The organism is Pseudomonas sp. C9D1 (genome assembly GCF_056491235.1).
Window position 1 is genome coordinate 305,689 of sequence record NZ_JBSZIE010000002.1, and the last position, 25,588, is coordinate 331,276.

Consider the following 25,588-nt stretch of genomic DNA (forward strand, 5'->3'; position numbering starts at 1 on the left):
CATGACGCCTTGAGCTGACGAGACCGAGGCTAAAGTCCAGGCAAACTTAAACAAGAACCATCAGGCCCATGAATGAGGCACTACGTGAATCAGCCCGATAATTACCTGTCCGCGCCAGGCAAGTGTCATATCAGTGGAATATCCAAGTGATCTTTTATTGCGAGCGTTGTAAGTAATTTAAGTTTTGCCGTAAGAACTTACTTACTTGGAAAGCCCCCCTAATTGTCTGCTTATTCATAGGGGGCAGTATGAGTACTGGCACGCGAGGACTGCGCGTACGGTGTCAGTGCAGCGAGTGATGGCGAAATACTAGCCATCGTCATCCCTTCCCTTTAGTCTCCCTCCACCCGCACCCACCTTCCCATCCTGCGGGCCCTTCGAGGACTCACCATGCAGCGGACCCTGGCTATCGCCCACAAACTTTCCCTGTGCCTGGCATTCGGCCTGGCCGCCACCCAGGTGCACGCTGCCGGCGCCCTGGCCATCGACAGCAACCAGGGCCTGCAATACGGCTTCGCCTACGACTACCCGGACCTGTCCCAGGCCCAGGACCGCGCCCTGAGCGAGTGCGGCAGCAACTGCGAAGTGGTGCTGAATTTCGAAAGCGGCTGCGCCGCCTACGCCGCCGACCAGGTCAATGGCTCCACCGCCTATGGCTGGGGCGCCGACTTCAACGCCGGCAACGCCCAGTCCCGCGCCATTTCCGAATGCCAGGACCGCGGCGGCAACGCCTGCCTGGTGCGCAGCTGGGGCTGCAACAGCGAGTGATAGCCAGGGCGCCGTCGGCTGGTCCGATGCGCGCCCATTGCCCACTTTCCCGGTTATTCCTGCCCGCACGGCCCTGCGGCAAAACGCCACGAGCGGCCACTCCCGAGCGGCCCATCGACCTGCTAAAGTCGCCGCCCATGAAATTCACCCGCACCGAACGCCCGCTGATCGCCTGGATGCTCTACGCAAGCGTCCTGTTCAGCCTGTTCGCCTGCGGTATTCACCACGGCCAGATGAGCGGCCTGGCCCTCAGCGGCCTGGGCGGTGCCTTCTGTTCGGCCACCGACGCCGAAGGTGCCGGGATCGACGACAGCGGCAAGCAACTGCCCCAGCTCGCCTCCCAGTACAGCTGCCCGCTCTGCTCCTCTTTCGCCCCGGCCGTGGCCCTCAGCAGCATCGGCTGGCAGATCGACGCCTTCCTCGGCGTGCCCGCGACACCGATCGAAGCCCACAGCTGGCCGCAACCGCCGCCGCGTGAACTCTGGCCTTCCCTCAACCCCCGCGCCTCCCCCACCTCTTCCTCGCTCGCCTGACCCCTTGGCGCCTTCGCGCCGGATCCCCTGTGCACGCTCGACTAGGAAGAGCCGATGAACCCGAAACACACCTGCCTGGTGCTGCTGGCCTGTGCCTGCTCGCCCGCCTACGCCCAACACGCCAGTAACGCCCTGGAACTGCCCGCCAGCACCATCAGTGCCGCCGGGGAAAAGCCCGGCCTTGATCTCGACGCCGCTGCCGAAGGCACCTCGCGCCTGGGCCTCAGCCCCCGCGAGAACCCCGCCTCGGTGGCCATCGCCGGCCGCGAGAAGATCGAGCGCATCGGCGCGCGCAATTCCCTCGATGTCGCCAACGCCCTGCCCGGCGTCAACGCCTCGGCCCCGCCCGGCTGGGGCGGCTACGTCGCCTACCGCGGCTTCAACGGCGCCCAGGTCAACCAGCTGTACAACGGCATCAGCCTGCAATACACCAGTGCCAACCGCCCGGTGGACGCCTGGATCTACGACCGCGTCGAGCTGATCGGCGGCCCCTCCTCCTTCCTCCACGGCAGCGGTTCGGTGGGTGGCAGCCTCAACTACGTCACCCGCCTGGCCAGCCGCGAGAACAGCGGCGAGGCGCGCATCCGCTATGCCCGCTTTGACGACCGCGAGGTCTCCATCGGCATCAACCGCGTGCTCAACGACGGCCCCGGCCCGCACCACTACGCCCGCCTCGACTACAGCCGCAACGACGGCAACGGCTACATCGATCGCCAGGAGCGCGGCGCCGGCAACTTCGCCTTCTCCCTGCTCAGCGACCTCACCGACAACCTCTCCCACACCCTGGCCATCGAGTACCTGGAAGAGAAGGAAGACAGCCCCTACTGGGGCGCGCCGACCCTCAACCCCAAGGCCGGCGAACTGAAGATCGACCGCCACGACCGCTTCTCCAACTACAACGTCGAAGACGGCCGCTACGAGCAGCGCACCCGCTGGCTGCGCTCCATCACCGACTACCGCCTCGATGACGCCAGCAGCCTGCGCAACACCTTCTACCACTACGAAGGCCAGCGCGATTACCGCAACCTCGAGACCTACCGCTACACCGCCGACAACAGTGCCATCCAGCGCACTGGCGCCTACCTGCAGCGCCACGACCAGGAGCTCAACGGCAACCGCGTGGAGTTCCTGCACAAAGCCGAATTGCTCGGCCGGGCCAGCGACTGGGCCTTCGGCCTCGACTACAGCGTCAACCAGCAGGCGGTCTACCCGCGTTCCTCCTCGGCGATATTCGACACCGTGCAACCCGGCGCCTTCGACCCCGGCCACTTCGACGACATCCCCGGCATGGCCGCCAGCCTGGTCAAGGCGCGCAGCAACGAAGTGAAGACCACCTCCGCCTTCGCCGAGAACCGCCAGCAGCTCACCGACGAGCTGGCCCTGGTCACCGCCCTGCGCTACGACCACATCGAGCTGGACGCCAGCAACCACGGCGCCGTCAGCGCCAACGCCCCGTCCTCCTTCGAGCGCCGCTGGGACGCCGTCACCGGGCGTGCCGGGCTGGTCTGGCAGTTCACCTCCGACGCCAACCTCTACGTGCAATACAGCACCTCGGCCGAGCCGCCGGGCGGCACCCTCACCGGCGCCAGCTTTACCCAGGTGCGCGACTACGGCCTGAGCACCGGCCGCCAGGTGGAAGTGGGCAGCAAGCTGGACTTCGACGAAGGGCGCGGCTCGGCCACCGTCGCCGCCTACCGCATCGTCCGCAAGGACTTCCCCATAGCCGATGCCACCAACCCCAACAGCACCATTCAGGCCGGCCAGCAGACCTCCGACGGCATCGAGATCGCCGCCTCCTACCGGCTCACGCCCACGCTCACCGCCGAAGGCAATTTCGCCTGGGTCGACGCGCGCTTCGACGAGTTCAACGAAGTGGTCAGCGGCGCCAACGTCTCGCGCAAGGGCAAGACCCCGGTCAACATCCCCGATCGCCTGGCCAACCTATGGCTCAGCTACGAGCTGGCCGAGGACTGGCGCACCGGCGTCGACGCGCGCTACGTGTCCTCGGTCTACGCCAACAACGCCAACACCCAGTGGGTGCCCTCCTACACCCTCTACGGCGCCTTCGTCGAACACCGCCTGAGTGCCGACACCAAGGTCACCGCGCGCCTGCGCAACCTCACCGACGAGGTCTACGCGCGCTTCATCCACCAGACCGGTGCGCAGTACTACCTGGGCGAGCCGCGCAGCCTGGAACTGGCCCTGGACATGCGCTTCTGAGGGCCGCCGGATGAAACGCCACCTGTACCTCTGGCACCGCTGGCTGGGCATCGGCCTGTGCCTGTTCATGGCCCTGTGGTTCGTCTCGGGCGTGGTCATGCTCTTCGTCGGCTACCCGAAGCTGACCCAGGCCGAGCGCCTCGCCCCGCTGCCGCCCCTGGCAGCGGGCTGCTGCGTCGAGCCCGGCGTGGCGCTCGCGGCCAGCGGCCGCAGCGAAGCCCCCTCGAGCCTGCGCCTGGTCAGCATCGCCGGCGAGCCGCGCTACCTGCTCGGCTACCGTGACGCCAACCTGGCGGTGGACGCCCGCGACGGCGTCCTGCTGGGCGCCCAAGGGCCGCTGCAGGCCCTGGCCAGCGCGCGCAGCTTCAGCGGCGCCGAAGCCCATTACCTGGAAGGGGTGGACGAAGACCTGTGGAGCCACAGCCGCGCCCTGGATGCCGACCGCCCCCTGCACAAGGTGCGGGTGGACGACGCTGCCGGCAGCCTGCTCTACCTGTCCTCGCGCACCGGCGAGGTGGTGCGCGACGCCGGGCGCATGGAGCGCGGCTGGAACTACCTGGGCGCCTGGCTGCACTGGCTCTACCCACTGCGCGGCGGTGTGCTGGATGGCCTCTGGGCCAACATCGTCATCTACCTGTCCCTGGCGGCCACGGCGATGGCCGTGCTGGGGGCGGTGGTCGGCCTGCTGCGCTGGCGTTTCTCCAGGCCCTACCGCAGCGGTTCGCGCTCGCCCTACCCGGCCGGCTTCGCCCGCTGGCACCACCTCACCGGCCTGGGCTTCGGCCTGCTGCTGATCGCCTGGATCTTCAGCGGGCTGATGTCCATGCGCCCCTGGCACCTCACCGAAGGCCGCTCGCCCCTCACCGCGCGGGATTTCCAGGGCGGCGAGCTGCGAGGCGACGCCTTCCATGTGGGCGTGAACGAGGCCCTGCAACGCTTCCGCGAAACCGGCCTGGAGCCGGTGGAACTGCAATGGCGGATGCTCGGCGGCGCGGCCTACCTCGGCGCCCTGGATGCCCGGGGCGACAGCCGCGTACTGCCTCTGAACGGCGTTGGCCCGGCCCTGGCGATGCTGCCACGCAGCACCCTGGAAGCCGCCGCACCGGAGCCCGTGGCGCAAGCCGACTGGCTGGAGGCCTACGACGCCTATTACTACCCTCGGGGCGAAGCCAGCATGTACGGCGGCCAGCCGAAGCGCCTGCCGCTGCTGCGCCTGGCCTTCGACGACCCCGGCCACAGCTGGGTGCATATCGACCCCTACAGCGGCGCGGTGCTGGATGTGCTGGACGACAACCGCCGCGCCGGTCGCTGGCTGTTCAACCTGCTGCACAGCTGGGACTGGCCGCCGCTGCTGGAGCGGCCGTTGTTGCGGGAGGTGCTGATCATCGCCTTCAGCCTCGGTGGCCTGGCCATCAGCGTCAGTGGCGTGGTGATCGGTTGGCGCCGGTTGCGCCCCAGGCGCAGGCCGGTGCGTTCCCGCGTGCCTGCGAGGGCGACTGCGCGCCAACCGTGACGTGCAGGCCGCTCATCCCTGACGAGCGGTCATAAATCCACCACCCCGGTGCAGCGCCCGGAATCCGGGGCCTGCACCCATCCGCACCCAGGTTATCCACAGAATAATCCACGGTTTCTGTGGGTAGCACCGGGTTGCACCGCATTCCTGGGCGGGGCCGTAGCCTGGGCTTCAGCCCAGGGAAACAAACCGGCTCAAGCGCTCAACCGCCCCCGCAGCCGCCCGAGCATCCCCAGCAAGCTGCCGACCTTCTCCCGCTCGCGCTCCTCGCGGGGCGCTTCGGCCTTGCGGGCCAGGGGCTGCTGCGGTTGCGCATGCCAGGCCTGGGCCTGTTCGGCGGCGGCCTTGAGGCCCTTCTCGAACAGCCCACGGCGGATCGGCTTGGGCAGGTAACGGAAGATCTGCGCCTCGTTGATCAGCTTGAGCAGCGCCTGGGTGTCGCGGAACGGCGTCACCACCAGGCTCAGCAGGCGCGGGTGGGCCTGGGCCAGGGATTTGAGCAGGGGCGCGGTGTCTTCCCCGGCAAACGTCAGGTCGCCCACCAGCAGGTCCACCGGCTCGTCGTTGAGCAGGCCCACCGCCTCGGCCAGGTTGCGCGGGCGCAGCAGGCGATGGCCGCCGCCCATGCAGAAGTCGGCGACGCTGGCCAGGGTTTCCGGGTCGTCGTCCAGCAGCAGAACGCTCAATGCAACGGTCTTCGTGGCAGCCGGCAAGGGTGCGACCGGGGCCGGCACCTGGCGCCCGGCGATCTCCGCCGCCTGGCGCAGGGTGAAGGCCATTTCCTGCGGGTCCCAGGGCTTGGTCAGGTAGCGGAAGATGCCGCCGCTGTTCAGCGCTTCCACCGCCGCATCCAGGTCGGAGTAGCCGGTGAGCAGGATGCGCAGGCAGTCCGGCGCCATCTCGCGCACCTGGGTCAGCAGCTCGGCGCCGCTCATCTGCGGCATGCGCTGGTCGCTGACGACGATATGCACCGGCTCCTTGGCCAGGCGCTCCAGGGCGCGCAACGGGTCGCTCTCGGTGAGCACTTCGTAGTCACGGCGGAACTGCATGGCGAGGCTGCGCAGGATGCGTTCCTCGTCGTCGATGAACATCACGCGGATGGGCGAAGTCATGGGGTCAGGCGCTCCGTTTCATTTCACGGGCCTGCACGCGCGGCAGGCGGATGAGGAAGCGCGTGCCGCGCCCCACTTCAGAGGCCACGCGAATGCTGCCGCCGTGGTCCTGGATGATCTTGTAGCTGATGGACAGGCCCAGCCCCGTGCCCTCGCCCACCGGCTTGGTGGTGAAGAAGGGATCGAAGATGCGCCGCACCACGTCCGGTGCCATGCCGCAGCCGCTGTCCTGCACCGAGATGCACACCCAGTCCGCCTCGGCCCAGCTCTTGATCTGGATGCGGCCGAAGCCGACCGTGGCCTGGGCGGCGTTGGTCAGCAGGTTGAGCAGCACCTGGTTGATCTGCGACGGCGCGCAGGCCACGCGGGGCAGTTCGCCCAGCTGCTGCTGCACCTCGGCCTTGTCCTTGATGTGGTTGCGGGCGATCAGCAGCGCGCTGCGAATGCAGTCGTTGAGGTCCACTTCCTCGCTCATGGCGCGGTCCAGGCGGGCGAAGTCCTTGAGCCCGGCCACCAGCTCGCCGATCTGCTCCAGGCCATAGAGGGTGTCGCCATAGAGCTGGCGCAGGTCTTCGGCCAGCAGCTCCGGCGCCACCTGCTCGCGCATCGCCGCGGCGGCATCCAGGGCATCGCCCAGGCGCTGCTCGTCGCAGTCCGGGTCACGCAGGCAGTCGGCCAGGGCCGCCTGGCTGCGGGCCAGGCCGGTGAGCGGCGCGGTGAGCTGGTCGAGCAGCTGCACGTTGTTCTTCACGTAGCCCAGCGGGGTGTTCAGCTCATGGGCGACGCCGGCGACCATCTGGCCCAGGGAGGCCATCTTCTCCGACTGCACCAGCTGGGCCTGGGATTCCTTGAGGTCCACCAGCGCCTTGCGCAGCACCTGGTTGCGCTGGGCGATGCGCAGCTCCATGGCCTTGAGCAGATCAAGCACGGTGCCCAGGCCCTGGTAGCGACCCTCGCCGTCCACCAGGATGAAATCTTCGGTGATGGGGTATTGCAGCTCGGCGGTGATCTGCTTGGCGGCCTGCTCCAGGCTCATCTCCAGGCTCAGCACCAGGGGCGTGGCGTTCATCACCTCGCTCACCGGGCGGCGCCCCCAGAGGTCGCGACCGAAGCGCTGCATGAAGATGTCCTGCAGCGTGTAGCGGCTCACCAGGCCCAGCGGCCGGGCCTCGGCGTCCACCACCGGCAGGGAGAGAAAGGTCTTGTGTTCCGGGGTCAGCAGCCGGTCGGCCACATCGCTGATGCTCATTGCCGGTTCCAGCCCCGCAACGGGTTTGAGCAGGCGCGCCAGACTGCTTTCGGCTGCCATGATCCAAGGCTCCTTCCACTGAGAATGGGCGCCATTCAAGCAGTGCCAGGTTGCCATCATGTGACAGCTGTCTCATTTCCCTTACACCCGGCTTCGCAGGCCAGTCGCCGGGTTGGGCGTGGGTGGACGACGCCCCACCCGTCCACCATCCGGGCTCGCCGGAAACACCGCTGGTGGAGGTAAAAAGCGACCTCCACCCTACACAGCGGTCAAGCCCCCTCGGGCTGGCGGCTTTCACGATGCCTACGATCAATGGAAATCCCGGCTGCGCACATCCAGCCCGGCCAGCAAGGGCGTTAGGTCGTGCAGGCGGCGGGCGATGAGGTGGCGCACGCCGTCCTTGCTCTCCAGGCGGCCATCCACCTGCAGCATCTGCGAGCCCACCAGCACGCGGCGCTGGCGTACGGCGATGTCGTTCCAGACCACCACGTTGACCATGCCGAACTCGTCTTCCAGGGTGACGAAGATCACCCCGCTGGCGGTCTGCGGGCGCTGGCGGCCCTTGACCAGGCCGGCGACGCTCACCCCCTGGCCGTGCTCGGTGGCGGCCAGGTCCCGCGAGCTGCGGCAGCGCCGCTTGGCCAGGGCACCGCGCAGCAGGGCCAGGGGATGGGGACCGAGGGTGGTGCCCAGGGTGTCGTAGTCGGCGTACAGGTCCTCGCCACGGCTGGGCAGCGGCAGGTCCACGGGCAGTTCCGCCTGCTGCGGCAGGCCGGCGAACAGCGGCAGCTCCTCCTCCACCGCCGCCACCGCCCAGCGCGCCCGATGCCGATGGCCGGCCAGGCCACGCAGGGTGCCGGCATCGGCCAGGCGTTCACGGGCGCGGGCATCCAGGCGGGCGCGGTGGCAAAGGTCGGCCACGTCGTCGAAGGCGCGCAGGGCACGTGCAGCGGAGATACGCATGGCCGCCTCCTCGTTGAAGCCCTTGACCATGCGCAGCCCCAGGCGGATGGCCAGGCGCCCGCGCGCATCGGGCTCCAGGTCGCAATCCCAATCGCTGTGGCGCACATCCACCGGGCGCACCTCGATGCCATGGCGGCGGGCGTCCTGCAGCACCTGGTCGGGGGTGTAGAAGCCCATGGGCCAGCTGTTCACCAGGGCACAGGCGAAGATCGCCGGCTCGTGGCACTTGAGCCAGCTGCTGGCATAGGCCAGCAGGGCGAAGCTGGCGGCGTGGGACTCGGGGAAGCCGTAGCTGCCGAAGCCTTTGATCTGTTCGAAGATGCGCGCGATGAACTCGGGCTTGTAACCCTTCTCCAGCATGCGCTCGGTCAGGCGGATGCGATGGGGCTCCAGGCCGCCATGGCGCTTCCAGGCGGCCATGGAACGGCGCAGCCCATCGGCCTCCTCCGCTGTGTACTTGGCCGCCACCATGGCGATCTGCATCACCTGTTCCTGGAACAGCGGAACACCCAGGGTGCGTTGGAGCACCGTCTGCAACTCCTCGGAGGGGTAATCCTCCGGCTCCTCCTTGTTCCGCCGCCGCAAATAGGGGTGAACCATATCCCCCTGGATCGGCCCCGGCCGCACGATGGCCACCTGGATCACCAGGTCGTAGAACTCTTTGGGCCGCAGGCGCGGCAGCATGGCCATCTGCGCGCGGGATTCGATCTGGAACACGCCAATGGTGTCGGCGCGGCTGATCATTTCGTAGGTGGCGGCGTCTTTCTCAGGCAGTCCCGCCAAGGTCAATGTCCTGCCCCGATGCCGCTCGATCAGCCCGAAGCAACGGCGCAGGGTGGTGAGCATGCCCAGGGCCAGCACATCCACTTTCAGCAGACCCAGGGCGTCGAGGTCGTCCTTGTCCCACTGCACCACGGTGCGCTCGGCCATGCTGGCGTTCTCCACCGGCACCAGGGTGTCCAGCGGTGCTTCGGAGATGACGAAGCCGCCCGGGTGCTGCGACAGATGCCGGGGAAAGCCGATCAGTTCATGGGTCAGCGCCAGGACGCGGCGCATCACCGGGCTTTCGGGATCGAAGCCGGCCTCCAGCAGGCGGTCCACGGGCGGTGCGTGGTCGCTCCAGCTGCCGCAGCAATCGGCCAGGGCGTTGACCTGGTCCGGCGGCAGGCCCAGCACCTTGGCGATATCCCGCACCGCCCCGGTGCCGTGGTAGGTGCTGGCCACGGCTGTGAGTGCGGCGCGGCCCCGACCGTAGCGGCGGAACACGTACTGCATCACCTCTTCGCGGCGCTCGTGCTCGAAATCGACATCGATATCCGGCGGCTCCTTGCGCTCCTTGGACAGGAAGCGCTCGAACAGCAGGTTGAAGCGGCTCGGGTCCAGCTCGGTGATGCCGAGCACGAAGCACACCACCGAGTTGGCCGCCGAGCCGCGCCCCTGGCAGAGGATGCCTTTCGAGCGGGCAAAGCGGACGATGTCATGCACCGTGAGGAAGTAGCTCTCATAACCCAGCTCCTCGATCAGCGACAGCTCGTGCGCCACCGTCTCCAGCACCTTAGGGCTGGCGCCCTTGGGCCAACGCTTGGGGATGCCCTCGGCCACCAGATGGCGCAGCCAGCTCACCGGCGTGTGCCCCTCCGCCACCAGCTCGCGGGGGTACTGGTAGTTGATCTCGCCCAGATCGAAGCGGCAGCGCGCGGCGATCACAAGGGTCTCGGCCAGCAGCGCCGACGGGTAGAAGCGCTCCAGTACCGCCCGCGAACGCAGGTGCCGCTCGCCATTGGGAAACAGCCGCTGCCCGGCCTCGGCCAGGGTGCAGTGGTGGCGGATGGCGGTCATGCAGTCCTGCAGGGCGCGGCGGCCCCGGGCATGCATGTGCACATCGCCGGCTGCCACGGCGGGAATGCCCAGCTCCGCCGCCAGGGCCTGCAAGCGGGCCAGGCGGCTGGCGTCATCGGCGCCGCGGTGCAGTTCCACCGCCAGCCACAGGCGGCCGGGGAAGCGCTCGCGCAGCCAGCGGCCTTCCTCCGCATCCGCCGCCTCGCCGGGCAGCCAGAGGGCCAGCAGGCCGTCGAGGGCGTCGTCGAAGTCCTCCGCCAGCAGGCGGTATTCGCCCTTGGCGGCGCGGCGCCGAGCCCGGGTGATGATCCGGCACAGGTGCTGGTAGCCGGCCAGGTTCTCCACCAGCAGCACCAGGCGCGGGCCGTGCTCGATGGCCATCTCGCTGCCGACGATCAGCGGCAGCTCGCTGTCCTTGGCGGCCTGCCAGGCCCGCACGATGCCGGCCAGGGTGCATTCGTCGGTGATCGCCAGGGCGGCGTAGCCCTGCTGCTTGGCGCGCTCGAACAGCTCGGCGGCGCTGGAGGCCCCGCGCTGGAAGCTGAAGTTGGACAGGCAGTGCAGCTCGGCGTACCCGGCGCTCATGCGAACCAGCCCAGCAGGGTGAAGGGGCCGAGTTCCCCGGCCGGGCACCAGGCCCAGGCGCGGCGGCCGTCACGGGTTTCCAGCTGGTAGTAGTCGCGGCGCTGGTCGTCGCCATCCCACCAGCCGGATTCCACCCGCTCCGGCCCGGCGAGGATGCGCGGCGCGAACTCGCGCAGCGGCTGGCCCTCGCGCAGCAGCCAGCCGGGCCGTGGCGGCCCCTGCAGCAAGGGCCCGGCCAGGCCGTCCACCCCCAGGCGCCAGGCATGTTCGGGGCGGTGGTCGGCGTGGGCCTGCAGGCCGCGCACGGCGTCATCCCCCAGGCGTGCGCGCAGGCGTTCGCGCAATTGCTCCCAGGGCAGGTTCTGCTGCGGGCGCGGGTCGAACAGCTCGCGGTGCTCGGGCACGAAGCGCGGCAGGTCACGGGCCTGCAGGCGCATGCCGCGCACCGGCGCCACCACCTGCAGCTGCTCCAGGCGGCCACGGGCCAGCTCGAAGAGCATCGCCGGGTCGCGCTCGGCCCCCAGCAGGCCCACAGGCACCTGGCTGTCCGCCTGGCTGGCGTGTTCCAGATGCAATACGAAACGCTGCACGCCGCTGTCGCGCCCGGCGAGGAAGGCGGCCAGGTCGGCGGTGAGCCGGCGCAGGGGGAACAGCAGCGCCTGGTTGGATTCCACCTCGAAGTTCAGCTCGATACGGCCATTGAATTCATCCGGTGGCAGGTAGCAGTCCAGGACCACGGCACGGCTGCCCTGCAGTTCGTCCAGGTGCTGCAGCACCCGTGCAGGAAAGCGCTTGGCCAGGGTGTCGCGCGGCAGCGTCATCACCTGTTTCAGGCGGCGCAACCCCATGCGCCCCAGGGCCGTGGCCACCTCGGGCTCGAAGCCGGCACGCTCTACCGGGAGACGCTCCAGGGCCTCACGCAGGGCTGTGCCCTCCGCCACCGCCAGGCCGTCGTGGGCGTTGGCCAGGATGCGCGCCGCCACCGGGTTGGGGGCCGCGACGATGCGGTGGCGGAAGCCCAGCGCCGTCAGCTCTTCGCGCAGGCGTGCTTCGAAACGCGGCCAGGGGCCGAACAGGCCGAGGCTGGAGGCGATCTCCACCAGCAGCACACGGGGGTAGCGCAGGCTCACATGGGAACTGAAGCCGTAGCCCCAGGCAGCGAGAAAGCGCTGCCAGTGCTCGATCTCCGCGGCGTTGTACTCGGCCTGGGCGAAATCGCGGGTCAGGGCGTGGGCAGCGGTCAGGCCCATGCCCGCGCGCAGGCCCAGGGCCCGGGCGGCTGGGTTCACCGCCTGCAGCACGCGGCGCTGGGGCGTACCGGTGAGCAGCGCAAGGGGCGCCTCAGGGTCGTCGCGGCGGCGCAGCACGGCGTCCAGGGCCAGCTGCGGCAGGAGGATGCAGGCCCAGCGCATGTCAGTGCCCCGCCAGGGCCAGGCTGGCGGCCGGCGCCAGGCCACCCCGGCACTTGAGCACCCGCACCCGGCCGGGGCCGTCGAAGGCCAGACGCAGGGCCGCCGGCGAGGGGTTGTGCGCCTCTTGCTGGGGGCGATAGGCGAAGGCCAGGGTCTGCCCGGTTTCCGCCGCCACCTGCAGCCGGCGCAGGGCGCGGTCATCCACCTGGCGTGGCCAGCAGAGCACTGCGCCGCAGCTGCCCGAGCGCAGGCATTGCTCGGCGGCCCAAAGCCCATCGCGGCCCTCGGCCTCGATCAGCACCAGCCAGCGCAGGTCCACCCCGGCGGCCTGCCAGGCCTGGGGATACGGCAGGTACGGCGCGCCCACCAGGGCCACGCGCTCGGCGCTGGCGGTGAGGCGCGCCAGGGTCGGCCAGAGCAATTGCAGCTCACCCAGGCCAGTGCCCGGCACGAGGATTTCGCTGAGCGCGGACTCCGGCCACCCGCCCGCCGGCAATGCCGCATCCAGGGCCGCATGCCCGGTGGGCTGGGCACCGCTCGGCTGGGTGCTGGCCTGGCCTTTCCAGACCCGGCGCTCGTCCAGCAGCGCATCGAGGGCGACCACGGCGCCCATCAGGCGTCGCTCCGGCTGGAAGCGCCCGTTACGGCAGGGGGAAAGGAGGCAGGCATGGAGGGCTCGGCATGAATAACTGTATTTATATACAGTAATCCAGTCCTATTCCTACGGCAATGCACGCCACTTGCCGTAGGACGGGCGGCCTGCCCCTGGCGCGAATGCCCTGTACAAAAAGTGAGCGGAACCGGAGGAAAGGCTAACGGGGCGCCAATGCCTTGGGATAGCCTAGGCGCTCACGGCATGCAGGATGAGCCCGTCGATGCAGCAGCCCCACGAAAGCGCCACCGGCCTCGAAGACGCCGACCAGCGAGCCCTGGTGCGGCTGATCTTCAGCTCCACCGCCCTGACCCTGGCCTGCTTCTCCGTGCTGCAGTTCATCGCCGGCAACCTCGTCCTGTCCTTCCTGGAAATGGCCACCGCGATCCTGCTCGGCTGGGCCTGCCAGCGCATCCGCCACGTCCAGGTCCTCACGCCCTGGCTCTATGCCTATCTGCTGCCCACCTTCAGCTTCCTCATCTACATCATCGTCATGCCCGACGCCTCGCCCACGGCCTTCGTCTGGATCTACCTGATCCCGGTGCTCTCCTACCTGTTGCTGGGCAAGCTGCGTGGCTTTCTCCTGGCCATGCCCTATCTGGCCGTGGCGGTCATCGCCTACCTGCTGCGCTTCCCCCCGGCAGCCGATGCCAGGGGTCTGATCGACCTGGGCAACGCCATGCTCTGCGGGCTGCTGATCATGGCCTTCGTGCACATCTACGAGGCCCGCCGTGCAGTGGCCCACGCCCAGTTGCGGCGTCTGGCCCACAGCGATGCGCTGACCGGCGTCGCCAGCCGCGACTTCTTCCAGCGTGCGTTGGAGCGCAGCATCGAGGAGGCCAAACGGGGCGGTCTCAGCCTGGTGCTGGTGGTGCTGGACGTGGACGATTTCAAGCAGGTCAACGATCGCTGGGGCCACGATGCCGGTGACCAGGCCCTGCGGCACATCTGCCAGCGCCTGCAGCAACGCTTGCGCGCCACCGACCTGATCGGCCGCCTGGGCGGCGAGGAGTTCGGCCTGCTGCTGCGCGAAACCCGCCGCGACGCCGCCGCGCACCTGGTCGAGGCGCTGCGCCTCGACCTGCAACAGTCGCCCCTGCACTACGGCGAACAGCTCATCCCCCTCTCCGCCACCTTCGGCCTGGCCGAATGGCAGGTCGACGGCCACAGCGGCGACGAGCTCTACCGCCGTGCCGACAAGCGCCTTTACCAAGGCAAGGCCCTGGGCCGCAACCGCTTGGTGATCAGCGACTGCGTGCCCTGATCGCCCGCGCCATTTCCGCTATGACCGGATTCCCCTAGACGCCCCTAGGGGCCACCCCGATTTCGACGAAGCGCTTCACCTCCTATGGTTCCGGGTATCCATCCACTACCGGGACCTTGCCGTGCTGGCCTATTCCGTTCTCTGGTTCGCCCTTCTCCTCGGCATCGCCGGCCTGGGGCTGGAGATGCCCTGGGTCGCGGGTGCCGGCATCGCCCTCGCCGCCGTCGCCGCCCTCCTCCTGCGCCCCCGCGCCCCGGTGGTGGTGGAAGCGGCGCCGGTGGATGTGGCCCCGCCGACCACCGATTGCCAGCCCCTGCTCAGCGCCGTGTTGCCCGCCTGGGAGCAGAACATCGGCCAGGTGCGCCAACTGGTCAGCGGCAATGTCAGCAAGCTGTTCGAGCGCTTCGCCAGCTTGGCCCAGCGCCTCGACCAGACCCTGCAACGCTCGGAAAGCGTGATCGGCGGCGCCGGGGTCACCGACAACCTGCGCCAGGCCCAGCAACGCCTGGACGAGGTCACCACCGCCTTCCACGGCGCCACCGCCCACAAGAACGAACTGCTGGCCACCATCGGCCACCTCAACAGCTACGCCAGCGAGCTGCAGAGCATGTCCAAGCACGTCCAGGACATCGCCAGCCAGACCAACCTGCTGGCCCTCAACGCCGCCATCGAGGCGGCCCGGGCCGGTGACTACGGGCGCGGCTTCTCGGTGGTGGCCGACGAGGTGCGCAAGCTCTCCAGCCTCTCCGCCGAAACCGGCCAGCGCATGGTCGAGAAGGTCGGCGAGATCAACCAGGCGATCCGCTCCACCGTCAGCGCCGCCGAGGAACTCTCGGTCAGCGAGGAGAACAACCTGCGCTACCTCGACCAGGTGGCCGGCGACATCATGCAGGGCCTCAGCGCCAACCTCGACGAGCTCACCGACACCTCCCGCGACCTGCAGCGCGACGCCCGCACCACCCAGGCGGACATCCAGGACATCATCGTCAGCCTGCAATTCCAGGACCGCTCCGACCAGATGCTCGACCACCTGCAAGGCGACCTGGAGCGCCTGCAACGTGCCCTGCGCGAGCAGGACCCGATCCTCGGCCAGCCGCAGCGCTGGCTCACCGAACTGCGCCGGCAGTTCACCACGGACGAAGAGCGCACCGGCCGCCACGGCCAGCCTGCGCAGAACAGCGAAGTCACCTTTTTCTGATCATTGGAGGCCCCATGGCCAAGACCATCCTGATAGTCGACGACTCCTCGTCGATGCGCCAACTGGTGAAAATGACCCTCGGCGGCGCCGGCCACCAGGTCATCGAAGCTGTCGACGGGCGTGATGCCCTGACCAAGCTCAACGGCCAGAAGATCAACCTGATCATCAGCGACGTGAACATGCCCAACCTCGACGGCATCGGCCTGGTCAAGGAAATCAAGGCCCACAAGGACTACCGCTTCACCCCCATCGTCATGCTCACCACCGAAAGCGAGCAGAGCAAGAAGGCCGAAGGCCAGGCCGCCGGTGCGCGCGCCTGGATCGTCAAACCCTTCCAGCCGCAGCAACTGCTGGCGGCCGTCGAAAAGCTGGTGGGCTGAGATGTTCGGCATCGCCTTCGACACCGCCGCCACCCCGGCCCAGCTCGCCCTGAGCGGCAGCCTGACCATCTACGAGGTGGCCCAGGCCCACGGCGAGCTGCTGGCCCTGCTGGCGGCCAATGCGCGGGTCGAGGCCTGGCGCCTGGACCTCGCCGAGCTGGAAGAACTGGACAGCGCCGGCGTGCAGCTGCTCCTCGGCCTGCGCCGGCAACTGGTGCTGGCCGGCAACACGGTCGAAGTGGTGAACCTGCAAGGCGCCGCGCTGGAAATCGTCAGCCTGCTGCGCCTGGACGTGCTGCTGCCCGGTGAGCAACCGGCCGCGGCCTGAACGGAGGCGCCCCCATGCTCAATGGCGAACAGTGGAGCCAGCTGCTGCTGGGCTTCATCGAGGAAGCCCGCGACCTCGGCAAGCAGGCCGAGGAGTACCTGCTGCAGCTGGACCAGCAGCCCGAGGACGCGGCGGCCATCAACGGCCTGTTCCGCGCCATGCACACCCTCAAGGGCTCGGCCGGGCTGTTCTCCCTCACGCCCCTGGTGAGCTTCACCCACCACCTGGAAAACCTGCTCATGGCAGTGCGCGACGGCCAGCGCGCGCTCGACCCGTCGCTGGTCTCGCTGATGCTGCGCTGCCTCGACGAAATCGTCTCGATGATCGCCCTCATCGACCCGGAAACCGGCGAGCTGCCGGTGGACGAACAACACCAGACCGAACTGCTCGCCGCCCTCGCCGCCCACCTGGGCACGGCCGCGCCGGCGGCCAAGGTGCCGGGTGAAACGATGCCGTCGGCCGATGGCAACGTCGCCGAAGACGGCGCCTGGCACATCTCCCTGCGCTTCCATGCCGACCTGCTGCGCAACGGTTTCGACCCCATCGCCTTCGTCCAGTACCTGAGCCGCCTAGGCGATGTGCTCAACCTCCAGGTGATCGACGACGCCCTGCCGCCCCTGGCCGAGCTGGACCCGGAAAGCTGCTACCTGGGCATGGAGATCGACCTCCTCAGCGACGCCGCCAAGGCCGAGATCGAGGACGTCTTCGAATTCATCCACGACTTCTGCACCCTGCGCATCCTGCCGCCCAACAGCGCCCTGGACGACTACATCCGCCTGATCCAGGAACTGCCCGAAACCGACGAGCGCATCGGCGCCATCCTCGTCGCCAGCGGGCTGCTCACCGAGCACGAACTGGCCCAGGGCCTGGCCCTGCAGGCCGTTGCCGCCGAGCTCAAACCGGCCCTCGGCGCGGTGCTGGTGGAGGAAGGCATCGTCGCGCCGCAAGCGGTCAATGCCGCCCTGGCCAAGCAGAAGAGCTCGCGGGAGCGCAAGGTCCAGGAAAGCAGCCAGATCCGCGTCGCTGCGCACAAGCTCGACGAGCTGATCAACCTCGTCGGCGAGCTGGTGATCAGCGCCGCCGGGGCCCAGCTGCAAGCGCAGATGCACGGCAACGCCCTGTGCCTGGAAGGCGCGCAGACGGTCAACCAGCGTGTCGAGCAGATCCGCGAGGCGGCGCTGAAGCTGCGCATGATCGAGATCGGCGACACCTTCAACCGCTTCCACCGCGTGGTGCGCGACGTCAGCCAGCAGCTGGGCAAGGACATCCGCCTGGAAATCCGCGGCGCCGACACCGAACTGGACAAGTCGGTGATCGACAAGCTCGCCGACCCCCTCACCCACCTGGTGCGCAACGCCATCGACCACGGCATCGAATCCGCCGAGCAGCGCCTGGCCGCCGGCAAGAGCGCCGAAGGCCGGTTGAGCCTCAACGCCTACCACGAGTCGGGGATGATCGTCATCGAAGTGGCGGACGACGGCCACGGCCTGAACACCGCGCGCATCCGCGAGAAGGCCATCGCCCGCGGCCTCATCGACCCCCAGGCCAACCTGCCCGAACACGATATCCAGCGGCTGATCTTCGCCGCCGGCTTCTCCACCGCCGACAACGTCTCCGACCTCTCCGGCCGTGGCGTCGGCATGGACGTGGTGCGCAGCGCCATCGACGCCCTGCGCGGCAGCATCGAGATCGACTCGCGCCCCGGCCTCGGCTGCACCTTCCGCATCCGCCTGCCGCTGACCCTGGCGATCATCGACGGCTTCCTGGTGAGCCTGGGCGAGGAACACTTCGTGGTGCCGCTGGACATGGTCACCGAGTGCCTGGAGCTGGACGAGGCCCGTCTCGGCCGGCGGGCCTACGGCCACATCGAGCTGCGCGGCCGCCCCCTGCCCTGCATCGACCTGGCCGCCCACTTCGACCTGCCCAGCAGCAACCGCGGCCGGCGCAACATCGTGGTAGTCAGCCTCGGCCGGCGCCAGGCCGGGCTGATAGTCGAGGAACTGCATGGCGAACTGCAAACGGTGATCAAGCCCCTCGGCCTGCTCTTCGAACACCTGCGAGGCATCAGCGGCTCCACCATCCTCGGTTCTGGCCAGGTGGCGCTGATCCTCGACATCGCCAGCCTGCTCCAGCACCTGCAACAGAACGCGGACGCAGAACCGCGCGCCCTCGCCAACCCCGTACCAGCACGACCCGATCTTGCGGGTCAGTAGGAGAGACTCACCATGCAACTCATCCGCAACATGAAAATCGGAGCCCGTCTGATCGGCGGCTTCTCCCTGGTGGTGCTGCTCACCGCCGCAGTGGGCGGGCTGGGTATCGTCAACCTGCACAAGGTCAACGACCTCACCGACCGGATGTACCTGGGAGAAGTCGGTGCCTTGAAAACCATGATGAAAGGCAACATGGACCTCATCTACATCGGTCGCCACCTGCGCAGTCACCTGCTGGCCACCACCCTCGAGGAGCGCCAGCGCACCGCCGACCAGGTCGTGGAGGCGCTCCAGAGCGTGCATACGCACATCAATAACGCCCGGGACAGCTTCAAAAGCGAACAGTCCCTGGCCAAGCTGGCGGAAATGGAGGCAAGCCTGGCGGCGTACGAGAAGGTCGTCCGGCAGATACTCGAGCTGAGCAAGAACGTGCCGCTGGCCAGCAGCACCGAGTTCACCGCGCTGATGCCCGAACTGCGTGCCCATGGCAACGACGCCGACAAGCTGTTCACCGACCTGGTGAACCAGAAGGACGCCCGCGCCAAGGAGGCCAACGACACCATCACCGAGATCTACCTCGGCTCGCGCACCCAGATGATCATCCTGATGGTCCTGGCCGCCGTGGTCGGCTTCGCCATCGGCATCTTCGTCACCCGGTCCATCACCCGTCCGCTGAACAGTGCGGTGGTCGTGGCTGACAAGTTGGCCGAGGGCGACCTGTCGACCGAGATCGAGGTCGATAGCCGCGATGAGACCGGCCGCCTGCTGGCCTCCATGAAGCACATGACCGAGCGTCTGCGCTCCGTCATCAGTGACGTCCGCAGCGCTGCCGACTCGCTTTCCTCGGCCTCCGAGGAGGTCAGTGCAACCTCGCAGTCGCTGAGCCAGGCCGCCACCGAACAGGCCGCCAGCGTCGAGGAGACCACGGCCTCGGTGGAGCAGATGTCCGCCTCCATCGCGCAGAACACCGAGAGCGCGCAGATCACCGACGGCATCGCCGGCAAGGCCGCCAACGACGCCGTGCAGGGCGGCCAGGCGGTGGGCGAGATGGTCCAGGCCATGAAACAGATCGCTGACAAGATCGGCATCATCGACGACATCGCCTACCAGACCAACCTGCTGGCCCTCAACGCCGCCATCGAGGCCGCCCGCGCGGGCGACCATGGCAAGGGCTTCGCGGTGGTCGCCGCCGAAGTGCGCAAGCTCGCCGAGCGCAGCCAGGTGGCCGCACAGGAGATCGGCGGCGTCGCCAGCAACAGCGTGCACCTGGCCGAACAGGCCGGCGCCCTGCTCGACCAGATCGTGCCGAACATCCAGAAGACCTCCGACCTGGTGCAGGAGATCACCGCCGCCTCCCAGGAACAGACCACTGGCGCCGCGCAGATCAACATCGCCATGGGCCAGATGAACCAGATCACCCAGCAGAACGCCTCCGCCTCCGAGGAACTGGCGGCCACCGCCGAGGAGATGAACGCCCAGGCCAGCCAGTTGCAGGAGCTGATCGGCTACTTCCGGCTCGAAGCGACCACCGTGCGGGCAATCTCGCCCGTGCGCATGGAGCGCCCCGCCGCCGTGCGCGAGCTACGTCGGCCCAGCACGGCCGTGGCCCGCAAACCCCAGGCTCCGGCCGATGAAGGCCACTTCGTCAACTTCAACTGAGGGAAGCGGCATGATCGAACTCCAGGCAATCCTGGCCAGCGAGGCAGCGGAAAGCGTTCAGCACCTGTCGTTCCGGGTGCGTGACGCACGCTACGCGCTGCCCATCGACCTGGTGCGGGAGATCATCGAATACGGCCAGGTCACCACCGTGCCGATGATGCCGCCCTTCATCCACGGGGTGATCAACCTGCGCGGCAACGTGGTGCCGGTGCTGGACCTGGCGGCGCGCTTCGGCCAGGACCTCAGCGTGCCTAACAAGCGCACCTGCATCGTCATCATCGAGCTGGACCTGGACGAAAATCACCAGCGGATCGGGCTGGTGGTGGATGCGGTGGACGCGGTGCTGGACATCGAAGCGGGCCAGGTGGAACAGCCTCCCCCCTTCGGCGCCGGCATCCGCACCGACTTCATCGCCGGCATGGCCCGCGACGAGCGTGGCTTCACCATCATCCTCGACGTGCGCCGCGTGCTCTCGCTGGACGACATCCGCCAGCTGAGCCTCGCCCAGCAGGCCGGCTGATGCCCACCAGCCACCTGCCCAAGCTCAGCGACAGCGACTTCCGCCGCCTGCAGCAGATGATGCTGGAGGCGTCCGGCATCCGCATGGCCGAGCAGAAGCGCACGCTGATGGCCGGCCGCCTGATGGGCCGCCTGCGCGCCCTCGACCTGACCAGCTACGGCGACTACATGAAGGTGCTCGACGACCCCGCCTCCCAGGAGGAGCGGCGCACGGTCATCGACCTGCTCACCACCAACGAAACCTACTTCTTCCGTGAGCCGCAGCACTTCAAGCAGCTCGGCGAATGGGTCACCCACCAGCGCCGCCCGCTGCACCTGTGGAGCGCCGCCAGCTCCTCCGGCCAGGAAGCCTTCAGCATGGCCATGACCCTGGCCGAGAACGCCCGCACCCAGGACTGGTCGATCTTCGCCAGCGACCTCAGCCGCCGCGTGCTGGAAACGGCGCGCCTGGCCACCTACCCCATGGAGCAGGCGGAGAACTTCCCCACCGGCTGGCTCAAGCGCCACTGCCTCAAGGGCGTGGAGGAAAGCGAGGGGCTGTTCCGCATGAGCCAGGCCCTGCGCCACCGGGTGGCCTTCGCCGAACTCAACCTGACCCGGCCGATCCCCAAGGAAATCGGCCCCTTCGACGTAATCTTCCTGCGCAACGTGCTCATCTACTTCGGCCAGGAGGAAAAGCGCGCCATGGTCGCGCGCCTGGTGGAGCGCCTGCGCCCGGACGGCCTGTTCTTCATCGGCCATGCGGAAAGCCTGCATGGCTTCAACCTGCCGCTGCGTGCAGTGCGGCCCTCGGTATTCCAACGCACATGAGCCCGCTCAGCAAACCCGCCCCGAACCCGATCAAGGTGTTCATCGTCGACGACTCCGCCCTGGTGCGGCAGGTGCTCACCGCCTGCCTGGACAGCCACCCCGGCATCCAGGTCATCGGCCAGGCCGCCGACCCGCTGTTCGCCTTGGACAAGATGCGCAAGCAATGGCCCGACGTACTGGTCCTGGATGTGGAAATGCCGCGCATGGACGGCATCACCTTCCTGCGCAAGATCATGGCCGAGCGGCCGACGCCCTCGATCATCTGCTCCACCCTCACCGAAGCCGGCGCCGCCATCACCCTCGAAGCCCTGGCCGCCGGCGCCGTCGGCGTGTTCACCAAGGCCCGCCAGGGGCTCAAGGACAGCCTGCAGCAGCTCTCCGGCGACCTGATCCGGCAGATCGAACTGGCCGCCCGCAGCCGCCCCCACGCCATGCCGCGCAGCGCGCCGCCGCCACCGCCGGCCAAGGCCACGCCGGCAGCGGCGCCGGCCGAACCGGCGGCACGCCCCACCGGCTACGCCACCACCGACCGGGTGGTGGCCCTGGGCACCTCCACCGGCGGCACCCAGGCCCTGGAGGTGGTGCTGCGCCAGTTACCGGTGGATTGCCCCGGCATCGTCATCGTCCAGCACATGCCGGAGAAATTCACCGCCGCCTTCGCCCAGCGCCTGGACACCGTCTGCCAGATCGACGTGCGCGAAGCCCGGCACATGGACCGCGTGCGCCCCGGCCTGGCCCTGGTCGCCCCCGGCGGGCGCCACATGCAGCTCAAGCGCAGCGGCGCGCAATACTTCGTCGAAGTGCTCGACGGACCCCACGTCAACCGCCACAAACCTTCAGTGGACGTGCTGTTCCGCTCCGTCGCCCGCCACGCCGGGCACAACGCCCTGGGCGTGATCATGACCGGCATGGGCGACGACGGTGCGCGGGGCTTGCTGGCCATGCGCGAGGCCGGCGCCCGCACCGTGGCCCAGGACGAAGCCAGTTGCGTGGTCTTCGGCATGCCCAAGGAAGCCCTGCGCATGGGCGCCGCGCAAAGCACCGAACCCCTGTCGAAACTTTCCGAAGTCATCATTCGCTACTCACGGGGGCAAACACCCGACAAGACCGCCGAAGCCGCCAAATAGAAGGCCGCAACCCCTGAAACGAGCCGGCAGAATGCTGGCCCGGTGCTACCGTCCGTCCGGTCGATCCGGGCGAACCTTCGTGTCGGATGCTACTCCGTACCTGTAGGCCTGCTCTTTTTTAGGGCAGCCTGCACTTGGAGTAATGCATAAACGACGCGTTGCGCAAGGAGCGCCCATGACCTGTCGCCTGTTGCTGGCCGACGACCACGCACTGATCCGCGTTGGCGTCCGCGCCATGGTCAACGACCTGGAGGGTTACGAAGTAGTTGGAGAAGCGGAGGACGGCGAACAGGCCGTCGAGATGGCCGAGCGACTGAAGCCGGACATCATTCTCCTCGACATTTCCATGCACGGTGTGGATGGCCTGGAGGCCCTGCAGCGCCTCGGCACCCGTGTGCCCGAATCCCGCGTACTGATGCTGTCGATGCACACCGATGCCGAGGTGGTGCTCTCCGCCCTGGAGAAAGGCGCCTACGGCTACCTGCTCAAGGACGCCGCCATGGTCGAGCTGGCCCTCGCCCTCAAGGCCGTCGACCGTGGCCAGCGCTACCTCAGCTCGGCCATCGCCCAGCCGGTGATCGACCAGGCCCTGTCCCGCCAGCACGGCAGCGAAGACCCCGGCCTCACCCAGCGCCAGGTGGAGATCCTCCGCCTGATCAGCCGCGGTGCCTCCACCCGTTCCATCGCCGACGGCCTCGGCCTCAGCGTCAAGACCGTGGAGGCCCACCGTGCCCAGATCATGAAGCGCCTGGACATCCACGACATCCCCGGCCTGGTCCTCTACGCCGTGCGCAAGGGCATCATCAGCCCGGACGATTGAACCCAGCCGCACGATGGTGAGGGCTGTGTAGGGTGGATGTCGCTTTTTACATCCACCAAACGGAGCTGCCGGCACCTACGGATTGCCGCCGAGCCACGACGCCCCTCAACGCACCCTCGTAGGGCGGGCCGGGCGGCGCTCCGCTTCAGCCCACCGCTCTTCTTGCTCCAACTCGCTGCCCTCGCCCCATCGCTCATTTTGTCTTTTTGGGTGCACCCGCCCCTCCAGGTGCGCGCAGCACCCCCTACGGCGGGGCTGGCCACTTCTCGCCATCCCTGCAAGCGCGAATTCATCCGCAAAGCGGCTGCGCCTCAGCCCAGCCACAGCACCCGCTTGCGTAGGAGCGAGCTCTGCTCGCGAACCCGTTGTGCGCCCGACGCATCCGGCGAAAGCCGCCGTTAGGAGTCGGCACGCTCCTGCTGGACGGCATCGCCCTGGGCCACCTCTTCGTCCGGACCCTCGCCGAAGGTGGCGCGCAACCAGCGCCCCACCTGGCAGGCGGCCAGGGCGCGGGTGCTGCAGGCGCCGCTGTCCAGTGCCTGGCGCAGGGCGTCGATATCAGCGCCCTCGACATAGGCGATGGCATCGTCCATCTGCCGCGCATCGCCGAAGCCGCCGGCCTTCATCTCCGCCAGCGCATCGGCACGGCTCCAGCCCTGCACCACGGTGCGGTACATGGCCGCCATCAGCCCGGTGCGGTCGCGACCGTGCTTGCAGTGCATCAGCACCGGCCCCTGGGCTTCGGCCCGGCGCAACACCCGCAGCACGCGGAGCACATCCACGTCATCGACCCGATCGGCATGCAACGGAATGCTCACCCGGTGCACCTGGGCATCACCCAGCCACTCGGCGTCGTCCTCCTTGATGAAGCTCACCACCGTGCGCACGCCCAGGCGCTGCAGATGCGGCAGGTCGCGGGCATCCGGCAGGGCGCTGCGGAACAGCGAAGGGGTCATGCGGTACAGGTTGAAGCCCGGGTCCAGCGACACCGCCCAGGCCTGGCGCGACAGCATGGCCGCCGGCTCCGGCACCTGGCTATTGCCCTGGGCCAGCGGCACGGCCAGCGAAGCGACGGCCAAGAGGCCTGCGAAAAACAGCGAGAGTCGGGGTCCGGGCGTCATCGCGCATCCTCCAGAAGATGGCCATACCCTGGAGCAACACCCGTAAAGGCTGGATCAAGAAGACGTGAAAAATTTGTCGGTTGGCGGCGATCACCGATCGCGAATCCAGCACGCACGTGACGACGTGCTTTCGTAGGATGGGTCGGGCGGCGTTCTGCGAGCGAAGCGAAACCCATGCGGCGGAGCCCACCCACCAGCCCAGCGCACAGGCCATTTCACTGGATGTCCGACAATCGCCACACCACGCTGGGCCAAGCTGATCTAGAATCAGCGACGGTCCCCACCGCAGTCCCGTTCATGGATATCCAAAGCCGCACCCTGCTCCTGCGTTCCCTCCTTGCCCAGCTCAGTGAGGACGCCCCTCGTGATGCCGCCGTTCTGGAAGGCGACCCTGCCCGGGTCATGATCGGCTTGCGCGATCTCGCGGAGCTTGGCCTGATCAGCGGCCAGCTGTCTCACGGTGAGCAGAGCGACGGCCAGGGCCTGCTGCTGGTCAGCGCCACCGGCATCACCCTCACCCGCCGGGGCGCGGCCTTCAAGGCTGAACCCTGATTCCCCGCCCGGCCCGTTGGGCACTTCTAGAAACGACCTGCGTTGCCATCGCGGCGTTAAGAACAGGCTCGTGCGCGAGTCCGATCAAAATGCTCATTTACACGGCGTAACCTGCGCTTTTTCGCCTGTTTTGCCTTGCATTGACGGCTTCGCCTACGTTGTTGGAGGCACCCGTCAGTTGGCCGAAGACAGCTCCGTGCCCTTGCTCGCAGCCATCGACTCATAGGGACGGTTGTCGAACTGGCGGTACTTCTCCAGCCACGCCGCATAGGCCTGGCCATTTCCCGCGTAGCTGCCGGTGCTGGAATAGCGCAGGCCATCCGACCCCACCAGGCGCCGCTCGATCATCGCCGGGTAGGCCGGGTGCTTGCTGGTGGTGAACAGGTAGACCGAGCCGTCGCGCTCGTTCTTGACGATGGTCACCAGGTCCGACGACGAGTAGCGGACCTCCGGCAACGCCAGTGCCTCGTCGAAGGCCGCCTGCCACTGCTGCACGCTGATGGGCTCGGGGAGCGGCTGCACGGACTTCTGCTCATCGGCGACGGTTTCGCCCGCGCCGAACAGGCCGAGCAGCATTGCGAATAACTGGTTCATGGTCTTGCTCACCAGGAAAGGGATCACAGAGGTTCAGAGAGAGGCTGGACGAGGACGGTTCAGGGAAAATTCGCAGGCCAGGCACGCCGGGCCCTCCAGCCAGGCTGGAAGGCGTGGCGCACAGCTAACCCGAAGCCCATGACGGAATGATGACCAA

At 68.2% G+C, this 25,588-nt stretch carries 22 protein-coding genes; 15 read left to right on the top strand and 7 right to left on the bottom strand.

Annotated features, from left to right (window positions below; genetic code table 11):
• The first annotated feature begins 390 nt into the window (after nt 1-390).
• From ACXI0U_RS09755 to ACXI0U_RS09770, 4 genes are all read left to right on the top strand, one after another.
• On the top strand, nt 391-768 hold the full coding sequence (locus tag ACXI0U_RS09755; RefSeq protein ID WP_479550155.1) for a DUF4189 domain-containing protein: 378 nt from the start codon (nt 391-393) through the stop codon (nt 766-768).
• A 137-nt stretch (nt 769-905) separates the two neighbouring features.
• Nucleotides 906-1,301 carry a DUF2946 domain-containing protein gene (locus ACXI0U_RS09760; protein WP_021221672.1) on the top strand — a complete coding sequence of 132 codons (396 nt, stop codon included), beginning with the start codon at nt 906-908 and terminating at the stop codon, nt 1,299-1,301.
• Nucleotides 1,302-1,355: 54 nt separating this feature from the next.
• Entirely contained in the window at nt 1,356-3,521 is a 2,166-nt protein-coding gene (locus ACXI0U_RS09765) for a TonB-dependent receptor (protein WP_479550156.1), read from the top strand.
• Nucleotides 3,522-3,531: 10 nt separating this feature from the next.
• Nucleotides 3,532-5,034: a PepSY domain-containing protein gene (locus ACXI0U_RS09770; protein WP_479550157.1), complete on the top strand. Its 1,503-nt coding sequence runs from the start codon at nt 3,532-3,534 to the stop codon at nt 5,032-5,034.
• A 194-nt stretch (nt 5,035-5,228) separates the two neighbouring features.
• Here the strand turns inward: ACXI0U_RS09770 and ACXI0U_RS09775 are convergent, their stop codons facing one another.
• The 5 genes from ACXI0U_RS09775 to imuA form a co-directional block, all read right to left on the bottom strand.
• Nucleotides 5,229-6,146 (bottom strand): response regulator, encoded by a 918-nt coding sequence (locus ACXI0U_RS09775; RefSeq protein WP_374981016.1) that lies wholly within the window; start codon nt 6,144-6,146, stop codon nt 5,229-5,231.
• Between the two features lie 4 nt (nt 6,147-6,150).
• Nucleotides 6,151-7,455, bottom strand: a complete 1,305-nt coding sequence (locus ACXI0U_RS09780; RefSeq protein ID WP_479550158.1) for a sensor histidine kinase — start codon at nt 7,453-7,455, stop codon at nt 6,151-6,153.
• A 249-nt stretch (nt 7,456-7,704) separates the two neighbouring features.
• Nucleotides 7,705-10,782 (bottom strand): error-prone DNA polymerase, encoded by a 3,078-nt coding sequence (locus ACXI0U_RS09785; RefSeq protein WP_479550159.1) that lies wholly within the window; start codon nt 10,780-10,782, stop codon nt 7,705-7,707.
• A complete protein-coding gene (locus tag ACXI0U_RS09790; protein ID WP_271661225.1) occupies nt 10,779-12,194 on the bottom strand; it encodes a Y-family DNA polymerase in 1,416 nt (471 codons plus the stop codon). Before ACXI0U_RS09790 ends, ACXI0U_RS09785 begins: the two co-directional genes overlap by 4 nt.
• Nucleotide 12,195: 1 nt before the next feature.
• A complete protein-coding gene (gene imuA / locus ACXI0U_RS09795; RefSeq protein WP_271661224.1) occupies nt 12,196-12,807 on the bottom strand; it encodes a translesion DNA synthesis-associated protein ImuA in 612 nt (203 codons plus the stop codon).
• A 262-nt stretch (nt 12,808-13,069) separates the two neighbouring features.
• On the opposite strand from imuA, the gene ACXI0U_RS09800 reads away from it, so the two are divergent.
• From ACXI0U_RS09800 to ACXI0U_RS09845, 10 genes are all read left to right on the top strand, one after another.
• Entirely contained in the window at nt 13,070-14,110 is a 1,041-nt protein-coding gene (locus tag ACXI0U_RS09800) for a GGDEF domain-containing protein (protein ID WP_271661223.1), read from the top strand.
• A 184-nt stretch (nt 14,111-14,294) separates the two neighbouring features.
• A complete protein-coding gene (locus ACXI0U_RS09805; protein WP_374981912.1) occupies nt 14,295-15,308 on the top strand; it encodes a methyl-accepting chemotaxis protein in 1,014 nt (337 codons plus the stop codon).
• Between the two features lie 14 nt (nt 15,309-15,322).
• The gene (locus tag ACXI0U_RS09810) at nt 15,323-15,688 is read left to right on the top strand and encodes a response regulator (protein WP_021221682.1); all 366 of its coding nucleotides are present in this window, start codon (nt 15,323-15,325) and stop codon (nt 15,686-15,688) included.
• 1 nt (nt 15,689) lies between these two features.
• Nucleotides 15,690-16,016, top strand: coding sequence for an STAS domain-containing protein (locus tag ACXI0U_RS09815; RefSeq protein ID WP_479550160.1), 327 nt, complete (start codon nt 15,690-15,692; stop codon nt 16,014-16,016).
• Between the two features lie 14 nt (nt 16,017-16,030).
• Complete coding sequence (locus ACXI0U_RS09820) at nt 16,031-18,229, top strand: chemotaxis protein CheA (protein WP_479550161.1); 2,199 nt, start codon at nt 16,031-16,033, stop codon at nt 18,227-18,229.
• Nucleotides 18,230-18,241: 12 nt separating this feature from the next.
• The gene (locus ACXI0U_RS09825; protein WP_374981023.1) at nt 18,242-19,888 is read left to right on the top strand and encodes a methyl-accepting chemotaxis protein; all 1,647 of its coding nucleotides are present in this window, start codon (nt 18,242-18,244) and stop codon (nt 19,886-19,888) included.
• 10 nt (nt 19,889-19,898) lie between these two features.
• The gene (locus tag ACXI0U_RS09830) at nt 19,899-20,408 is read left to right on the top strand and encodes a chemotaxis protein CheW (RefSeq protein ID WP_184490392.1); all 510 of its coding nucleotides are present in this window, start codon (nt 19,899-19,901) and stop codon (nt 20,406-20,408) included.
• On the top strand, nt 20,408-21,217 hold the full coding sequence (locus ACXI0U_RS09835; RefSeq protein ID WP_479550162.1) for a CheR family methyltransferase: 810 nt from the start codon (nt 20,408-20,410) through the stop codon (nt 21,215-21,217). Before ACXI0U_RS09830 ends, ACXI0U_RS09835 begins: the two co-directional genes overlap by 1 nt.
• On the top strand, nt 21,214-22,344 hold the full coding sequence (locus tag ACXI0U_RS09840; protein WP_479550163.1) for a protein-glutamate methylesterase/protein-glutamine glutaminase: 1,131 nt from the start codon (nt 21,214-21,216) through the stop codon (nt 22,342-22,344). Before ACXI0U_RS09835 ends, ACXI0U_RS09840 begins: the two co-directional genes overlap by 4 nt.
• 175 nt (nt 22,345-22,519) lie before the next feature.
• Entirely contained in the window at nt 22,520-23,164 is a 645-nt protein-coding gene (locus ACXI0U_RS09845; RefSeq protein ID WP_021221689.1) for a response regulator, read from the top strand.
• Nucleotides 23,165-23,562: 398 nt separating this feature from the next.
• On the opposite strand, the gene ACXI0U_RS09850 is transcribed toward ACXI0U_RS09845, so the two are convergent.
• Entirely contained in the window at nt 23,563-24,285 is a 723-nt protein-coding gene (locus tag ACXI0U_RS09850) for a phosphatase domain-containing protein (RefSeq protein WP_479550164.1), read from the bottom strand.
• Between the two features lie 297 nt (nt 24,286-24,582).
• Here ACXI0U_RS09850 and ACXI0U_RS09855 point away from each other — a divergent pair, with 297 nt between their 5' ends.
• On the top strand, nt 24,583-24,837 hold the full coding sequence (locus ACXI0U_RS09855; protein ID WP_021221691.1) for a hypothetical protein: 255 nt from the start codon (nt 24,583-24,585) through the stop codon (nt 24,835-24,837).
• 174 nt (nt 24,838-25,011) lie between these two features.
• Here the strand turns inward: ACXI0U_RS09855 and ACXI0U_RS09860 are convergent, their stop codons facing one another.
• Entirely contained in the window at nt 25,012-25,431 is a 420-nt protein-coding gene (locus ACXI0U_RS09860; protein ID WP_148304340.1) for a hypothetical protein, read from the bottom strand.
• Nucleotides 25,432-25,588: the final 157 nt, after the last annotated feature.

Excerpts from the sequence above, each read along its gene's own strand:
- ACXI0U_RS09845 (WP_021221689.1), top strand. The coding sequence starts at position 22,520 with ATGACCTGTCGCCTGTTGCTGGCCGACGACCACGCACTGATCCGCGTT.
- ACXI0U_RS09770 (WP_479550157.1), top strand. The coding sequence starts at position 3,532 with ATGAAACGCCACCTGTACCTCTGGCACCGCTGGCTGGGCATCGGCCTG.
- ACXI0U_RS09785 (WP_479550159.1), bottom strand. The coding sequence starts at position 10,782 with ATGAGCGCCGGGTACGCCGAGCTGCACTGCCTGTCCAACTTCAGCTTC.
- ACXI0U_RS09800 (WP_271661223.1), top strand. The coding sequence starts at position 13,070 with ATGCAGCAGCCCCACGAAAGCGCCACCGGCCTCGAAGACGCCGACCAG.
- ACXI0U_RS09755 (WP_479550155.1), top strand. The coding sequence starts at position 391 with ATGCAGCGGACCCTGGCTATCGCCCACAAACTTTCCCTGTGCCTGGCA.
- ACXI0U_RS09765 (WP_479550156.1), top strand. The coding sequence starts at position 1,356 with ATGAACCCGAAACACACCTGCCTGGTGCTGCTGGCCTGTGCCTGCTCG.
- ACXI0U_RS09775 (WP_374981016.1), bottom strand. The coding sequence starts at position 6,146 with ATGACTTCGCCCATCCGCGTGATGTTCATCGACGACGAGGAACGCATC.
- ACXI0U_RS09850 (WP_479550164.1), bottom strand. The coding sequence starts at position 24,285 with ATGACGCCCGGACCCCGACTCTCGCTGTTTTTCGCAGGCCTCTTGGCC.
- imuA (WP_271661224.1), bottom strand. The coding sequence starts at position 12,807 with ATGGGCGCCGTGGTCGCCCTCGATGCGCTGCTGGACGAGCGCCGGGTC.
- ACXI0U_RS09820 (WP_479550161.1), top strand. The coding sequence starts at position 16,031 with ATGCTCAATGGCGAACAGTGGAGCCAGCTGCTGCTGGGCTTCATCGAG.
- ACXI0U_RS09790 (WP_271661225.1), bottom strand. The coding sequence starts at position 12,194 with ATGCGCTGGGCCTGCATCCTCCTGCCGCAGCTGGCCCTGGACGCCGTG.
- ACXI0U_RS09830 (WP_184490392.1), top strand. The coding sequence starts at position 19,899 with ATGATCGAACTCCAGGCAATCCTGGCCAGCGAGGCAGCGGAAAGCGTT.
- ACXI0U_RS09860 (WP_148304340.1), bottom strand. The coding sequence starts at position 25,431 with ATGAACCAGTTATTCGCAATGCTGCTCGGCCTGTTCGGCGCGGGCGAA.
- ACXI0U_RS09805 (WP_374981912.1), top strand. The coding sequence starts at position 14,295 with ATGCCCTGGGTCGCGGGTGCCGGCATCGCCCTCGCCGCCGTCGCCGCC.
- ACXI0U_RS09840 (WP_479550163.1), top strand. The coding sequence starts at position 21,214 with ATGAGCCCGCTCAGCAAACCCGCCCCGAACCCGATCAAGGTGTTCATC.
- ACXI0U_RS09835 (WP_479550162.1), top strand. The coding sequence starts at position 20,408 with ATGCCCACCAGCCACCTGCCCAAGCTCAGCGACAGCGACTTCCGCCGC.
- ACXI0U_RS09760 (WP_021221672.1), top strand. The coding sequence starts at position 906 with ATGAAATTCACCCGCACCGAACGCCCGCTGATCGCCTGGATGCTCTAC.
- ACXI0U_RS09855 (WP_021221691.1), top strand. The coding sequence starts at position 24,583 with ATGGATATCCAAAGCCGCACCCTGCTCCTGCGTTCCCTCCTTGCCCAG.
- ACXI0U_RS09780 (WP_479550158.1), bottom strand. The coding sequence starts at position 7,455 with ATGGCAGCCGAAAGCAGTCTGGCGCGCCTGCTCAAACCCGTTGCGGGG.
- ACXI0U_RS09825 (WP_374981023.1), top strand. The coding sequence starts at position 18,242 with ATGCAACTCATCCGCAACATGAAAATCGGAGCCCGTCTGATCGGCGGC.
- ACXI0U_RS09810 (WP_021221682.1), top strand. The coding sequence starts at position 15,323 with ATGGCCAAGACCATCCTGATAGTCGACGACTCCTCGTCGATGCGCCAA.
- ACXI0U_RS09815 (WP_479550160.1), top strand. The coding sequence starts at position 15,690 with ATGTTCGGCATCGCCTTCGACACCGCCGCCACCCCGGCCCAGCTCGCC.